This window comes from Clostridium manihotivorum, from assembly GCF_004015185.1.
Lineage (GTDB): Bacteria > Bacillota > Clostridia > Clostridiales > Clostridiaceae > Clostridium_AR > Clostridium_AR manihotivorum.
On the sequence record NZ_CP025746.1, the window covers coordinates 1,186,172 to 1,201,210 of the forward strand.

Below are 15,039 nucleotides of genomic sequence, written 5' to 3' on the forward strand. Positions count from 1 at the left end.
GAGGGAATTAAGATGAATTCAGTATGGAATACCTATTATATATACTATTACGATAGCTCTAAACAAGACGAAGTTATCCAGTTAATAGCCAAGAAGATGGCAAGCTTCATGGAGGAAAATATCATTGAAAAGTGGTTTTTTATCAGATACTGGGAGGGAGGACCTCATATTAGAGTGAGGTTCTTAACTGAAAAAACACTGAATTACAAAGAGATTTTTAAAGAGGTTATAGACTACATCAAAATAAATCCTTTTAAAGGTAAGATAAGCAAAGAAGATTACTATGAGAATATTAAGGAAAACACAATTTCAAAAGAAGAGCTACCTTGGTATGAAGAAGGTGAAATAATAGCTGCTGAGTATATTCCAGAGTATGAACGGTATGGCGGGGAAGATCTTATGCCTTTGACTGAAAGCCTTTTTATGATCTCAAGTGAATATGTAACTAGGTTAATATCTTTAACAAAAGACAAGGGCTTTCTACTAAGATTCTTCTTTTCAGCAGTTACGGTGAAGCTCTTAGTAGATAGGCTTCAGGAAAAGGAGCTTTTAGGAGTAGCTAATAATGCATTTTATGAGAATTGCGTCAGGTGCTGGAGAGGAATGAATTCTATAGAAGATATGAGCTATGCTGAAAATCTACTAAATAATTGTGTAAGTAATGGTAAATATATAAAGCGAATAAATGAACTTATTTTACACAAGGAGTTTTTTAGTAATAGCTTAGAAAAGCTAATAAAAGGCTTTGAAGAAATATATAGAAGCGTAAAGGATTATAAGAGTTTTAGGTCAATAGTATTTTCACACCTGCACATGCTTAACAATAGATTGGGCATCGTACCAGAATATGAGTGTGCATTATATTACTGTATTAAGGAAGGTGGGGTACTATGATGGAGAATGTAATTAAAGATAGCTTAGAATTTCATAATTTTAATGACATGTTTGAATTGCTAACTAAAGAAGAGATGAGATCAGTAGGCTGGAGGCTTAATTATTCACCTAGAGATGATTATGAATTTCCAGAATATGCTAAAGATAAAACTAATGATGAAGAAAAGCTTATATTTAATAAAGAATTTAGTGAAAGTGATTTTGAGGTCAAAGGGTTAGTGGATACGCTTTTGAATAGGGAATCAACTCTTCTTAATGAATTAAAGGGAAGTTGGAACCTTGAGGATTTGGAAAAATTACTTGTGCTATCAGCAGGACGTAGGTGGAAGGATAGAGACTACCCAAGAGCTGATAAAAACGTAAAGGTATATTTAAGAACTTATCCTTCAGGTGGATCTTTATATCCCATAAAGATATATTTTTATGCTAATAAAATAGAAGGCTTAGAAGCAGGATTTTATTACTTTGATCCAGTTGATAACTCTATTCGTAGGCTAAAATCAGCTATATCATTAAGCGAACTAGAGCAGTTGTTTCCTATGACTTCCTTAAAATTGGATGTGAGAAGTGAGACTATGGAAAAGTCAGCGGCAGTAGTTTTCATGGTAGCAGACTTCAAATATAGTTTTAGAAAATACGGACAGCTTTCTTATAGATTGGCATTACTGGAAGCAGGACATATAGGACAAAATATGCAACTAGTTGTAACAGCTTTGGGAAAGGATTCCTTGCCTATATGCGGATTATTCCATGAAAGAATAGAACAAGCTCTAGGAATCAGGAAAAATAAGTTTCAACATTGTGTATATGGAGTAGTTTTAGGTTAGAAGAGAGGTGAGATAAAATGCTCAATGTTTTTTATAAAGCTATATGGAATGGAGAAGACTTAGATATATTCAATATTTATAGCGGTAATAAACCTATGTACTCTTTAAGAAGAATAAGTGATAAAGCATTAATTAATGAACTTATAAATGGAGAAAATATTGATCATAATCAACCTATATTAGCTAAGTTATATGAAGAGGGAGTAATAATAGAGAAAAATAAAGTTGATTTATACAGAAATCTGAATAGCTTATTTTATGATTTAGGAGCGGATATAGACAAACTATTTCTTTCAAGGGTTTTGACTAGAGACTTTTTTAAAGCTAGATTTAACTTTTTTAATATAGACCCTAAAGATATTGGCTTAGAGGGGTTGCTAGTCTGCAATGAAACTAAGAAACCTTTATATATTCATAATATTATTGGTTATTCCGATACAAAAGATCTTGAGGAGATTAAAGATAAAATTAATTTATCTAATAATAGCACTGTATTTCTATGCAAGGTGAAGGATAAAAAAATAGAAGAGATTGGACCAATATATAAATCCGATGAAGACTTCTGTTTCCAATGTCTAAAACTCAATATGGAAAAGCAGCATAAGATAATTAAAGCTAGATCACAAGATAGTTCTTTAAAAGAGATTATATTTAAGGAGTATATAGGAGCGTTAGTGGATTATTATAGTTGGTATATAACTATGCTTTCAAGCGTAAATGAAAGAAAAATTATCTTTAAAGATAACATGATGTATCACACAGAGCTAATAGCACCCATATCACTTTCATGCCAATGTATGCAAGATAATTAGATTATGAGATTAATGGAGGAATTAAAATGTTAGAATTAATAAATGTGAAAAAGTCATTTAAAGATAAAAAAGTTTTGAAAGATGTCTCAATGAAAATAAATAAGGGTGAGAGCATTGCACTTATAGGCCCAAATGGTGCAGGCAAGACAACAATAATTCGAGCAATCTTAGGCTTAATGGATGTTGATGATGGCAGCATAGTGAGAGATTTTTCGCCAAAGACAGACGTTGGGATAATGCTTCAAAATGATTATTTCCCAGATAATTTAAAGGTAAAGGAAGCTATAGCTCTTCATAAAAGCTATTTTAAGTCAAAGACAAGCACTGAATATCTATTGAAGCTTGCAAACTTAGAAGGAGAAAAGAATTCATTAGTTTCTACTTTGTCAGGTGGACAAAAAAGAAGACTTTCCTTTGCAACTGCACTTTCTTCTAACCCTAAATTACTTTTCTTAGATGAACCAACCGTTGGGATGGATATTCAATCCTGCAAGCTATTCTGGCAAAACATAAAGGCTATAAAGGAAAAAGGAACAACAATTTTTGTAACTTTACATCACTTAGATGAACTTAACGATTACTGTGATAGATTCGTATTTTTGAAGGATGGGGTTATAGCTTTTGATGTAAACAAAACTGAACTAAATTCACAAAAGGTAGTTGTTGTGCACAGCGAAGCAGATAAACTTAATGAGGTTCAAAGAGAATTTGGAGGAAAGATAGAAGATGATAAGCTATTTATATTAAATACAAGAAGATATGGTGAACTAGTTCAGCTGCTTAAAAAGGGCAAATACATTTTTGAGGAACGCTTTAAAGAAGTAAAAGATATTTATAGAGAAATATACGCTTATTAAGGAAGGGGTTTTGTAAGATGAGTACTACAATAAAATATGAGTTTTTGAAAGTAATAAGAAATAAGAGATTTATAATGTTTACCTTGGTTGCTCCATTATTCTTCTATGTGCTTTTGTATAGTATGTCTAGCTCTGGTGGAGCTGAAGCTAAGGCGGCTATGTCAGCAATGTTAGCAGTTTTGTGTTCTACCTTTGCTACGGTAGGAAGTGGAATTAATACCTTGAGTAGTAGAATAGCAAGAGAAAAGCCTTATATAGGTAATATACTAGTTACAACACCTTACACTCCAAGTAAGTTTATAATTATTACTTCAGCAGTACAAATATTGCTTAATGTATTTATAGAAGCTGTTATAATTCTTTTTGGAGCTTTGTTCTTCAAATTACAATTGACTAGAGAGCTGTTTATTATGGAAGCTGTAATTCTTTATTTAAGTACATTTTATGTATTGTTAGGATTATGCTTAGGTTTTGTTTTGGAGACAGTAACACTACAAGCACTTTCTTTTCCAATATACTTTGCAGCTATGGCTACTAACGTAACTCAGCAAATGTATCCTGGGATGCCAGGCTTTATTACAACTATCCAAAGGGCTTTCCCAGGCTTCTATGCAACTAAAATGATATCAAATATTTCTGATCATGCACAAGCGTTATCAAATCTAGCAATATTGTCAGTTTATATAGTTTTGATGCTAATAGTTACTCTTGTTGTTTATAGATATAAGAAAACTTCAATAGTAGGCGCATAGTATGTTAGAGGACTTAGAGGAACTAAAGGAAATAAGACATGACTTACACAAGATACCTGAGATAGCTATGGCTGAAAGAAAGACTAGAGGATATATTGAAAGATATATAGGAAATAATGCAGTTTCAACTAAGATAACTCACAACTCAGAGCTAGGTTTAGTAGCTATGAAGGTCAATGGCGATAATTATCCAGCCATTGCCTTCAGAGCTGAACTTGATGCTTTGCCTATTAAGGATACCAAGAGCGTTAGCTATTGTAGTGAGCATGAAGGTATGTGTCATGCCTGCGGTCATGATGTTCATATGGCAATATTGCTTAAACTTATTAAGTTCCTAGATACAGAGAGGCTTAAGGTTAACCTAGTATATGTATTTCAAGCTGGTGAAGAGGTGTATGCAGGAGCAAAGAAGCTTTCAAGAGAATTGACGAATTATGATATAGCTTTTATGTACTCTCTGCATATTACTCCCAATCTGCCAGTTGGTTACTATTCTCTTAGCTCTGATGTAATGCTTGCAGCTGCTTTGATGGCAGAAGTAGAAGTAAAGCTAAAGCAAGGACACATAGCAGAGAAAACGGACTTTTTGAAGGTGCTATCAACTATAGAAAGCTTTCAAAAGCAATATAATAATGAGGATAGGATATTTAAGGTCACCAATATTGAAACTAATGGATATTACAATGTTACTCCAAGTAAATTGAAGTTGCTTATAAACTTTAGAGGAGTGAATATAGAAGAGGTGACCCTAGATTATCAAAATTTCATTAGAGATCTTAGTGAAAAGCTGACAGTAAATAGTGATATAATTTCTAAATACCCAGCACTGAAAAATGATAAAAAGCTCAGCGAATTAACAAGAGCTTTATTTGAGAAAAGATATGGCAGGTCGTATGTACTTAAGTGTCCTTTCTTAATGTCTAGTGATGACTTTTCATACTATGGCTTAACTCTAGAAGGAATCAAAACTTGCTATTTTTTCATAGGATCTTACTTAGGCGATGATATAGAGGTTCATACAGAAAATTTTGATGTAAATGAGCAGTGTCTGTATTATGGATACGATGCCTTAAAAACCGTTGTAAGCTTTATAAATAATAAGATAGAGTAGAAACCGAAAGATTTTGTAGTCTTTTGGTTTTTATTTTAGCATTTACTTACTAACAACTTAATTTTAACAAGGTTCTTAAGAATATACTTAGCGCAGAAAGACGTTTATTATGTGAATAAGCGCTTTTATTACAAATTATGTTCTTAAATATTACAGTTATTTATTAATAATAGCCTAATAATACATCATGCCTATAGAATCTGTATACTTGGATATAATTTAAATTAGTTAATATATTATTTAGTTGAAAGGTGGAGAATTAATGATTGAATTGAGTAAAATAGCTCATTCCTACGGAACTAAAGAAGTATTGAAAAATATTAACTTGAAGATAAATCCAGGGGAAGCTATAGGCATTATAGGTAGAAACGGAGCAGGGAAATCAACACTTATAGACATAATATCTGGAATGAAGAAGCCTTCTAAAGGGATGGTTAACTATGACTTTTCAACAAAAGAATTACCTAAAAAAATTGGAATTCAGCTCCAACAGGCACAGTTTGATGGAAGACTTAATGTAGAGGATTGGTGCAAGTTTTGGGCTTCCATGTATGGCATTCCTAAAAGTAGAGTAGAGGAACTACTAAGCTATCTAGAGCTATCAGAACTAAAGAAGCAGAATATAGAAAAGCTGTCAGGAGGGCAAAAGCAAAAGTTAAATATATTGTGTGCTATGCTTCATGACCCAGAAATGCTTATTTTTGATGAGCTTACCACTGGTTTAGACGCGATTAGTAGAAAAGATATAAGAAGAAAGCTAAAAAGCTTAAAAAATGCAGGGAAGACCATTGTTATGGTAAGCCACTACATGGAGGAGCTTGAAGATCTTTGTGAGAGATTTGTAATTATTAAAGACGGATGCATTATTGAAGATACTAATCTTGAAACCTTAAAGAATAAATATAAAGTTAGCAGCTTAGAACAGTGCTTTGATAAGATAATGGATAATGATAGTTTAGAGGGTGGTGCAGCATAATGAGAAGATTTAGGGCTATGTTCTTACTGGAGTTAAAGAAAGTAATACTTGTACCCTGGGTACTAATATTTGCAATAGCATTTCCTCAATTTCTTTTTGTAATGCAGATGGAGAACCTGAAAAAAAGTGCGGCTAGCAGCTTTGATCCTCTAGTGCTTATACCATCGCTTACAGTGCTTACAATACTAATGTTGTGTCTTACTACACTTCCTATAGGCTTTGCTAGAGACAGAGAGTGTAAGTACTTTAAGCGATTAAGGTTAGCAGGGGCTTCGCCTTCCTTATATATGATAGTTCATTATACTATACAGTTTATCTTAGGGATATTTACAATGGGAGTATTATCTATAATAGCAGTTGTTAGATATAATGTTAATATTCCATATGGTTATCTACCAAAGTTCTTTGGAGTACTTCTAGTACTGCACATAATGCTATACTTTTTAGGAGTAATAATAGGAAACACCAGCAGTGATGTTAGAGCTGTACAAACCAGAGGGTTGATAATTTATTTTATATTATTATTTTTGGGAGATATTACCTGTCCCTTAAGTAATTTATCAAGTTCCATCCAAAAGGTTGCTTGGTTTTTACCTACTACCTACGGAGTAGAGCTACTAAGAAAAATATTAGCAGGTGGCGCATTGTTTGCGACTTCATATATCTTTGTCATTTTAGCATGCCTAGCTGTTTTTGGGGTTATGGCTAATAGATTATTTAGGTGGGAATAGATGCAGAGTATTAGACTCGATTACTAATTTTAGTAATCGGGTCTATATTTTTGCCTAGAGCAGTACAAAACTTCTTATAGCTAAATTTAATGATTTACATGGTTCATAACAGCTACTTATGGCAAACAGTATTATTGGACTGCCAGATTTTCCTCATATACATGGGTAAAGGCAGATGCTAAGGAAAAGATAAGTTCTGCTAGATCAAAAGGCATTTAGTTATCTATTTTTAACACTTAATACAAAAATAATAGAAGATGAACCTTATGATATAGAATATAGACATAAGATAAATACTTAAAGGCGGTGATATTATGAAAGATAAAATCAAGTTAGCAGGCTTTATCATTATTTTAAATCTTGTTACCTTTATAGCTATTAAATTAAGTTTACACATGAAAGCAGTGCTGATAATAACTGATGTATGCTTTTTTATAATAGTGCTAAGCTTACAGAACTTTTTTAGGAAAAGATATAGTGAATATTAAAATGAAAAAGATAAAAACGGTTATTACAAATAAGATAGCGATTATTATATAAAGAGCTTAGAGTTTTCACATTTATTAATTCAAACAGTCAATATGTTATATAAACAATTATTGGATATTAATTTTAATATAATTGATATTGGGTGATGTAAATGGAAAACAAATTAAAAAATAAAATGAATTTTACAGAAAACTTAGCTGGAATTTTTACAGAAAGATTAAATTTATATATACATAAGGAAGGAATAGATCTTTTAAAGCTAAAATTAGGTATTGAAATTATATTAATAAATCTTACTAAGTTTACAATAATTTTTTCAATAGCCGCTTATACGGGGTTGATAAAAGAATCTATACTTATGAGCACAGTGTTTGCTAGCCTAAGAAAAAGTGCTTTTGGGATACATGCTAAGAATAGTGTTATATGTACAATAGTCTCTGTTAACATGTTTGTCACTGGAGCATATATGAGTAGATATATACCTATAAATAATATTATGGTAGTTACAATTTTTACTTTTATTATTACCTTACTTTACAAGTACGCACCGGCAGATACAGAGTCCCATCCACTTTTGTCTAAAAGATTGAGAGATAGACTAAGAAAGAAAGCTGCAATCACAGGTTTATTGTTAATGATAATAACATTAATAATACCAAGTTATAGGATTAAAGCCATGATAACTATAGCTTCATGTTACGAAGTTATAAATATATTACCAATAACTTATAAAATTTTAAAAAGGAGATATAGAAATTATGAAAAATTTGAGAGAGCAAATAATTAATTTGGGAGAAAGATTAGCAAACGACATAGGAGATAAAGCGATTAAGGTAGGTGAAGTTTCAATGAAGGATTGTTCTATTTTCTGTCTTTATGAACCTAAATTCCCACTAGAATTGTTGCAAAATGATGAAGAATAATTAAAAAAATATTAAAAATTGTTTTTTATGGTAACTATATATTTAAAAGTTTTATTAGCGTGATATAATATAATATATTAAAGTTCCATTTAAAGGAGAAAAAAATATATTATGGAATACTATTTGAAGTTATTAGCAACTATTATATTATTATATAGTACAATACTTAATCTAAGTTTCACTGAAATAAAGATAAAGGAGTTTATAGGTACAATTGTAGTAGCAGATACTCTAAGTTACTTATTGTTTTATGTAACATCATCAGAATTTATAGCGATTATACCTGTGCTTGTAATTCCAATAGTATTGTTATATTTAAGAAGTAAAAATATCATAAAAAGCATATCATTACCAGTATTTTCTTTAATTCTAGCAGTACTAAGTGATAATCTAATTTCAGGTATATATACCACTCTATCTAAGGGAAGTAGTGATAAAGTATATAATGATAACTTAACATATTTTATCGGATATATAACTACTTTCATATTTATCTATATATTAAGCAAGTTTTTATCTTTCATACTATACAAGAAAACAAAGCTTTTGGATATAGATCTAAAAGGAACTAATGGGCTACTTATGCTCTTGAGCTTACTACTAACTGTAGTTATATTTTATTCAAATATAATATTGAGTAGGAGAAAAGTTTCAGCATTTAAGATATATCAAGTAAACGACATAATGTTTTTAGCATATTTTGTATTGTTGATAGTATTTATGTATATATTGATTAAGAGTTTGACTAAAGAGCTTGATTTTAGGAATAAACAGGAACAATTTGAAAACCTTAAGCAATACACCAATAATCTTGAGAGCCTTTATTCAGATATGAGATCCTTTAGACATGATTATATAAACATATTGGCTTCAATGGTTGGATTTATACAAAGTGATGATATGGAGGGTTTAAGAACTCATTTTAACAATAAGATAATGCCTTTAAGTAACAGTATGGAAAACAATAATTTTAAAATAGGAAATCTAAAAAATATACAGGTACCTGAGATAAAAGGTATACTGTCATCCAAGTTGATAAGGGCTCAAGAAATGGGAATAGAAGTTCATATAGAAATTACTGAACCTATAAAAGATTTCAATATGGATATTATGGATTTGAGCAGATGTATAGGTATTCTAGTTGACAACTCAATCGAAGCCGCTATTGAGTGTGACGAGCCTAACATAGAATTTGCAATAATTAATGAGGAAAAACATTTAAAGATAGTTATAATTAATAGTTGTTCAGATAGTACTCCGCCAGTTTATAAAATATACGAAAATGGATTTTCAACTAAAGGAAATGGCAGAGGCATTGGTTTATATAATTTAAAAAAGATGCTATCTAAATATAAAAAGGCTTCTTTAGACACAATTATTGAAAAAGGTAGATTTAAACAAATATTATATATAAGCAAAATGTAGTGGGGAGTGATCTTATGCTTAAGGTTTTTGTATGCGAAGATAACAAAGAACAAAGAGAACGTTTTACAAAGATAATTAAAGATATAATAATGATTGAAAATATAGATATGGATATGGCTCTTGATACAGAAAGTCCAGAGAAGTTAATTGACTATATAAAGGAAAGTCGTATATCAGGATTATACTTTTTAGACATTGATTTAAAAGCTTCTATGAATGGAATTAATTTAGCTTCTGAGATAAGAAAATATGATCCAAGAGGCTTTATAGTTTTTGTTACTACTCATGCAGAGATGAGTTATTTAACCTTTACCTATAAGGTAGAGGCCATGGATTATATAATAAAGGATAACTATAATAACATAAGGGAAAGAATACATCAATGCATACTAGATGCTAATACAAAGCATTCAGTTCAGGACGCCGAGAGACAGAAGATTTTTTCTATAAAAACAGAAGATAAGGTTGTGAATATTGAATTTAGTAAGATATTATTTTTTGAAACTTCACCAACAATACATAAAATAATTGTACATGCTGTTGATAGGCAATTAGAGTTCTATGCTAAAATGAAAGAGATTGAAGATAAAGTGGATGAAAGATTTTATAGATGTCATAAATCTTATTTAGTAAATAAGGATAACATAAGAGAAATTGATACAACTAATAGATGTGCATATATGATAAATGGTGAGCAATGTCTTGTTTCAACAAGACTATTGAAGGGGTTACTTGATTAGCAAGGTATTTCGTTATAATGCATAAAAGTTTCTTGCAAAAATAAAAGCCATGTATAATAAGGAAAATAAAGAGCCTTACTATACATGGCTTTTATTAATACCTTAAAATTAATAATGGTCTACAGCTTTAAGAGCAAAATAACAACCTATTATTACTAAAAAAGCGACGATTATTACAAATTTATATATGTTAGTCCAATATGTGTTATATTTTTTATATCAAGTTAGGGGGGGAATAATTTTGGGAGAATCAACATTAAATAAAGATGCTTTGGAGGAAAATATATTAGACTTTAATTTTATTAAGAAAAAATATATGAATTCTTTAATTGAGAATATAGATAAGATTCAATATAAATTAAAAAAACTGTTGATAAACAAGGATCTTTTTTTAAGTAATTGCCTAAATTCCTTCTGTGAAGAAAAGTTTAATAAAAAATATATTAAAAAATACTTTTGTAAAGTAGATAAACTACTTAAATTAATGGAAAAAAATATAGTTTATATAAGGGGAACATTGGGACATAATCTTGATATTCCTATGATAGACAATATAGAGTATTTATATGATAGGAAAGAGGCAATCATTACTCTTTCATCAGATGAAATTATATTATTTAGAGAGAATGGTTTTAGAGAACAATTGGCGGTTAATAAGATAATTGAAAGAATAAATATAAGTCTTCCTGAAGAAGAAAAATTATATATACAGCCTATAGTAAGTTTGGATAATGGCGGATTTATGAATATAATTAATCAGAGATTACAGACTAATAATAAATTAAAACCAAATTACTATTTTAAATGTGGAGAGATTCTTGCGGTTGTTTATATTTTAGGTGGACAAAATAACTTTGAATATGACTTGACCTGCATAAATGGAGAACCAGTTATACAAAATATAGCTGATGTAATAGAGATAGATACCAATATGCCTTCTTTCCAATCAGCAGAAAGTGTAGTTAGATTTGTTATTGAATGTTCTGTATATAACATAAACTTTTTAGATAGCACTAGAGAATATTTAGATAAGCAGCAGTTATTAGAGTACAGAAGTGGATTTAAGCGTATATATAATATACTAGTTGAAAATAAAACTATATTTATCAAACTGATGGGAGAGTTATTTAAAGATAAAAATTCATACTTAGCAAAAGTAGTTACAAATATAAACCATCTTAATAAAAAGGATTTGGCAAGGCAATTAAATATTATTGATGCTAAATTTAATAATATAAAAAGTAACATTTTCAAATTGACCATATCAAAAGAATATGAGAAGAACAGAATTGATTTTGATCATATATTAAAGACTGCTTCTAAGCTAGGAGAAGATATTATACAGGACAGTATAATTGGTTATAATAACTCCATAACAAGTAGAAGCTGGATAACTTTAAAAAAGGATTGTAATGAAAGTTTTACGGTATGCCCAAGCAATGACAATCCATATGAGGGAAATAGCGGAATAGCTTTATTTTTCTTATACCTTGGAGTAGTAAGTAAGAATGAGTATTTCATTGCAACTTCAATAGAAGCTATGGAAAGCTTTGTTGATGATTTAAGAGCTAGGATTAAAGAAAATAAAATAAGCAAAGAGTTCTTTATGCTTGCAAACATAGGAATATACACCTTTGCAAAAATGTATTTGATTACTGGAAAAGAGATAGTAAAAGAATATATAGAAGAGATCATAGTTTGTATTAGAAAATTTATATACAGCTATGATGAAACAAATCAGTTAAAATCTTTTTGCGCATTATTAGCTGTAGCTGAGAGAGAAGAATTTTTATATCTTAAAGAGAAGATATTAGATATATGTAATATTGTATATGAAAAGTTAGAAAAGAAATTCAATATAGATATATTAAATAGTGATCAGTTATTAGATATTAATGAAGCAATAATCTTTTGTGCAAGGTTTGCAAATATTAGTAAAAATCACAAAGCAGATAATGTTATAGATAAACTTCTTAATAACCAGAGAAAAGATAATATTATATTAAATATGAACAAAGCCTTAAAAAGTACAAAATTCTATTCTGAAATGCTTTTAAGCCGATTAGTTCTTAAAAAGTATTGTTATGTGGATGATTTAATGGATGTGGAAGTAGAGTTACTTATAAAGCATTTTACTAATAATTCATTTGAAGAAGCTATTGATTATTATGATGGTGCTATAAGAAACTTAGAAATATTAGAGTTTGCAGCAGAAATTTTAGATGATAAAAACCTTAATAACAGTTGTAAAAATGCTTTTAATAAGTTGTTAGCTTATATCGAACACTTCTATTTAGCTGAGAATGGAAGCTATCTAGAAAAGAAGTTATCATTAATATCAGGAGTTGTAGGTTGTGGCTATACACTTATTAGACACTATAACAAAAATATAGTTCCTTCAATTTTATGGTTTGATTAATAATAATCTTACTTTCACACTATGCTATGGAGTTTTTTGTAGAAAGTATGCATCATAAGAAGCGTAAAATATAGCATACTATAAGTATACCATTAAAGATGTTTTACTCTATAGCTTATGTCGAAGATAAGTTATAATAAGGTCTTTGATGGTGTTAGGTACTAAAAATATGTGCAAAACTTTGGTTTGTTTGATTAACTTAAGACAAGTTATTCAAATAACTGGAAAAATATTTTCTGATTAAGTTTGCATATGTTTAAATAAAAATTTGTGGAGGTGCTAGCAATGAATAGTAGACATAGAAGAGTTTATACAGAGAAAACCTTCAGAAAAAACGGTACCAAAACACAAAACCAATGGGCTAAAAGCAGATTTCCAACAACAATTGAGGAGCCAAGCAAGAATAAAAGTGGAGTAATGGCAGAGGAACAAGGTTGGACTTAAGAATTAATAAAGGAGGGTCTAGTTATGTAGTTTGTAACTAGACTCTTTTACTGTTAAGGAAAGTATAAAGAAATTTATTATCTAAACCTAGCAATATTAAGGCTTTAGAACAGCTGTTTAGGATAAGCAGTAAAAAATAAAATTAAGTCGCCTGACAGAATTTCTTCACATACGTTCAGAAAAGGCAGATGCGCAAAAAAAGCTCGCTTCAGCGACTTTTTTATTTCTTATAATATTATACAATAATGTTACAATTTTATATTTATTGATGTGTTTTTTGGAAAAGATAGTTATAATGTTATTAGGGATAATAAAGTATTGATGAGTGAAGGGATGATCTATTTGCAGTTTTATAGTCCAAACGAGAAAATAAAACTAATGAGGACAAGCCTAAGGGTTAATCAGTGGGAATTAGAATCAGAAAACATGTCTGTAGGCTTTATTAGCATGATGGAGATTGGGAAAAGAAATGTAAGTAGGGAAAGCTCTAAAAAGCTAGCGGAAAAGTTTAATCTTATAGCAAAAGAGAACTCAATAAAGGTGGAGCTTGATGATGAGTATTTTTATAGGCAACCTGACGAGGATGCTAGAATTTATTGTGAGCAGGAACTACGAAAGGAAAATAATCATAAACAATTGGATGAGCTTATAGCTATAGCTACTAGGTTTCAATTACTTGATCTATTGGCTAAGATGCATCATCTAAATGCTTTGAGGTACATGGAAGAAAAAGATAATAATACTGCTTTCATATGCTTAAATAATTGCTTAGGTATATACAAGGAACTTAGAGAGGATAAGCCACAAGCTAATATTTATGATTTGATGGGTAGTTGTAAGTTAAAGCTTAGTGAGTATGATGAAGCCATATTCTATTATACACAAGCAATAGCTTACTCAATATATGAAGATAGCTATGATATATTTTTTAGAGCAAATCTCAATATTTCTAATGCATATTCACGTAGCAAATGTTATAAAAAATCTATAGAGATAATTGATAAAAATATTTTAAAGAGAAGTTCTATAGTTGCAGCTAAATATGTGACTAATGCAAGGATAATAAAGGGCATTTCATTAGATAAGCTTGGTAAAAGAGATGAGGCTTTAGAAGAATATTTTAAATTGATTCAAGAAATAAAAGGTGAAAATGAAAAGTTGCTGGCTTTAATCTATAATAATGTAGGTGAATGCTATTATGAAAAAGGTGAATATAATGAAGCCTTGGGGTATTTATCTAAAGCAAGTATAATAAAGAATAGGATAGATAAAGAAACCTTGCCAAATACTCTTAATATAAAGGCAAAAATATTTTTTAAACAGGGACTATATGAAGAAAGTATACTGATTATCGAGATGGCTATAAGAATGGCTGAAAGGTGCATGAAACTTGATATTCTTTATGACAATTATTTTGATCTAGTTACTATTTTAGAGTCAAGAAATGATATAGAGAAGGTTATTTATTATATGGAAGAATTTTTAAATACTCTAAAAGAGTACGACTTTGAAAAAGGAAATAAGTTTGCTCTTTATAAGCTTTCAGAAGCCTATACTAAAAATGACCAACTAGATAAAGCTTTTGAGACTATAAAGCAGCTAGAAAGACTTTTATAAGCTTCAATATATCAAGCTAAAA

At 29.9% G+C, this 15,039-nt stretch carries 16 protein-coding genes; all 16 read left to right on the forward strand.

Annotated elements, in window-relative coordinates; genetic code table 11:
• The first annotated feature begins 12 nt into the window (after window positions 1–12).
• The gene (locus C1I91_RS05250) at window positions 13–894 is read left to right on the forward strand and encodes a thiopeptide-type bacteriocin biosynthesis protein (protein WP_128211783.1); all 882 of its coding nucleotides are present in this window, start codon (window positions 13–15) and stop codon (window positions 892–894) included.
• Window positions 891–1,721 (forward strand): SagB/ThcOx family dehydrogenase, encoded by an 831-nt coding sequence (locus C1I91_RS05255; RefSeq protein ID WP_128211785.1) that lies wholly within the window; start codon window positions 891–893, stop codon window positions 1,719–1,721. Before C1I91_RS05250 ends, C1I91_RS05255 begins: the two co-directional genes overlap by 4 nt.
• A 17-nt stretch (window positions 1,722–1,738) precedes the next feature.
• Window positions 1,739–2,533, forward strand: a complete 795-nt coding sequence (locus C1I91_RS05260) for a hypothetical protein (protein WP_128211787.1) — start codon at window positions 1,739–1,741, stop codon at window positions 2,531–2,533.
• A gap of 26 nt (window positions 2,534–2,559) precedes the next feature.
• Window positions 2,560–3,390, forward strand: coding sequence for an ABC transporter ATP-binding protein (locus C1I91_RS05265; protein WP_128211789.1), 831 nt, complete (start codon window positions 2,560–2,562; stop codon window positions 3,388–3,390).
• 17 nt (window positions 3,391–3,407) lie between these two features.
• Window positions 3,408–4,142, forward strand: a complete 735-nt coding sequence (locus C1I91_RS05270; RefSeq protein ID WP_128211791.1) for an ABC transporter permease — start codon at window positions 3,408–3,410, stop codon at window positions 4,140–4,142.
• A gap of 1 nt (window position 4,143) precedes the next feature.
• The gene (locus C1I91_RS05275; RefSeq protein WP_128211793.1) at window positions 4,144–5,253 is read left to right on the forward strand and encodes a M20 metallopeptidase family protein; all 1,110 of its coding nucleotides are present in this window, start codon (window positions 4,144–4,146) and stop codon (window positions 5,251–5,253) included.
• 262 nt (window positions 5,254–5,515) lie between these two features.
• Window positions 5,516–6,229 (forward strand): ABC transporter ATP-binding protein, encoded by a 714-nt coding sequence (locus tag C1I91_RS05280; protein ID WP_128211795.1) that lies wholly within the window; start codon window positions 5,516–5,518, stop codon window positions 6,227–6,229.
• Window positions 6,229–6,960 (forward strand): ABC transporter permease, encoded by a 732-nt coding sequence (locus C1I91_RS05285; RefSeq protein ID WP_128211797.1) that lies wholly within the window; start codon window positions 6,229–6,231, stop codon window positions 6,958–6,960. Before C1I91_RS05280 ends, C1I91_RS05285 begins: the two co-directional genes overlap by 1 nt.
• Before the next feature lie 314 nt (window positions 6,961–7,274).
• Entirely contained in the window at window positions 7,275–7,448 is a 174-nt protein-coding gene (locus C1I91_RS28020) for a hypothetical protein (protein ID WP_164880448.1), read from the forward strand.
• A gap of 152 nt (window positions 7,449–7,600) precedes the next feature.
• Window positions 7,601–8,236 carry an accessory gene regulator B family protein gene (locus C1I91_RS05290; protein ID WP_128211799.1) on the forward strand — a complete coding sequence of 212 codons (636 nt, stop codon included), beginning with the start codon at window positions 7,601–7,603 and terminating at the stop codon, window positions 8,234–8,236.
• Entirely contained in the window at window positions 8,208–8,372 is a 165-nt protein-coding gene (locus C1I91_RS05295) for a cyclic lactone autoinducer peptide (RefSeq protein WP_128211801.1), read from the forward strand. The genes C1I91_RS05290 and C1I91_RS05295 overlap by 29 nt, the downstream gene beginning before the upstream one ends.
• 111 nt (window positions 8,373–8,483) lie before the next feature.
• Window positions 8,484–9,797 carry a sensor histidine kinase gene (locus C1I91_RS05300; protein ID WP_128211803.1) on the forward strand — a complete coding sequence of 438 codons (1,314 nt, stop codon included), beginning with the start codon at window positions 8,484–8,486 and terminating at the stop codon, window positions 9,795–9,797.
• Window positions 9,798–9,811: 14 nt separating this feature from the next.
• Window positions 9,812–10,537, forward strand: coding sequence for a LytR/AlgR family response regulator transcription factor (locus C1I91_RS05305; RefSeq protein WP_128211805.1), 726 nt, complete (start codon window positions 9,812–9,814; stop codon window positions 10,535–10,537).
• A 241-nt stretch (window positions 10,538–10,778) separates the two neighbouring features.
• The gene (locus tag C1I91_RS05310) at window positions 10,779–12,956 is read left to right on the forward strand and encodes a lanthionine synthetase LanC family protein (RefSeq protein ID WP_164880449.1); all 2,178 of its coding nucleotides are present in this window, start codon (window positions 10,779–10,781) and stop codon (window positions 12,954–12,956) included.
• 285 nt (window positions 12,957–13,241) lie between these two features.
• A complete protein-coding gene (locus tag C1I91_RS28025) occupies window positions 13,242–13,400 on the forward strand; it encodes a hypothetical protein (protein WP_164880450.1) in 159 nt (52 codons plus the stop codon).
• A gap of 342 nt (window positions 13,401–13,742) precedes the next feature.
• Window positions 13,743–15,017 carry a tetratricopeptide repeat protein gene (locus C1I91_RS05315; protein ID WP_164880451.1) on the forward strand — a complete coding sequence of 425 codons (1,275 nt, stop codon included), beginning with the start codon at window positions 13,743–13,745 and terminating at the stop codon, window positions 15,015–15,017.
• Window positions 15,018–15,039 lie beyond the last annotated feature (22 nt).

Coding starts and splice junctions, on each gene's coding strand:
- C1I91_RS05250 (WP_128211783.1), top strand. CDS start 13: ATGAATTCAGTATGGAATACCTATTATATATACTATTACGATAGCTCT.
- C1I91_RS05255 (WP_128211785.1), top strand. CDS start 891: ATGATGGAGAATGTAATTAAAGATAGCTTAGAATTTCATAATTTTAAT.
- C1I91_RS05260 (WP_128211787.1), top strand. CDS start 1,739: ATGCTCAATGTTTTTTATAAAGCTATATGGAATGGAGAAGACTTAGAT.
- C1I91_RS05265 (WP_128211789.1), top strand. CDS start 2,560: ATGTTAGAATTAATAAATGTGAAAAAGTCATTTAAAGATAAAAAAGTT.
- C1I91_RS05270 (WP_128211791.1), top strand. CDS start 3,408: ATGAGTACTACAATAAAATATGAGTTTTTGAAAGTAATAAGAAATAAG.
- C1I91_RS05275 (WP_128211793.1), top strand. CDS start 4,144: ATGTTAGAGGACTTAGAGGAACTAAAGGAAATAAGACATGACTTACAC.
- C1I91_RS05280 (WP_128211795.1), top strand. CDS start 5,516: ATGATTGAATTGAGTAAAATAGCTCATTCCTACGGAACTAAAGAAGTA.
- C1I91_RS05285 (WP_128211797.1), top strand. CDS start 6,229: ATGAGAAGATTTAGGGCTATGTTCTTACTGGAGTTAAAGAAAGTAATA.
- C1I91_RS28020 (WP_164880448.1), top strand. CDS start 7,275: ATGAAAGATAAAATCAAGTTAGCAGGCTTTATCATTATTTTAAATCTT.
- C1I91_RS05290 (WP_128211799.1), top strand. CDS start 7,601: ATGGAAAACAAATTAAAAAATAAAATGAATTTTACAGAAAACTTAGCT.
- C1I91_RS05295 (WP_128211801.1), top strand. CDS start 8,208: ATGAAAAATTTGAGAGAGCAAATAATTAATTTGGGAGAAAGATTAGCA.
- C1I91_RS05300 (WP_128211803.1), top strand. CDS start 8,484: ATGGAATACTATTTGAAGTTATTAGCAACTATTATATTATTATATAGT.
- C1I91_RS05305 (WP_128211805.1), top strand. CDS start 9,812: ATGCTTAAGGTTTTTGTATGCGAAGATAACAAAGAACAAAGAGAACGT.
- C1I91_RS28025 (WP_164880450.1), top strand. CDS start 13,242: ATGAATAGTAGACATAGAAGAGTTTATACAGAGAAAACCTTCAGAAAA.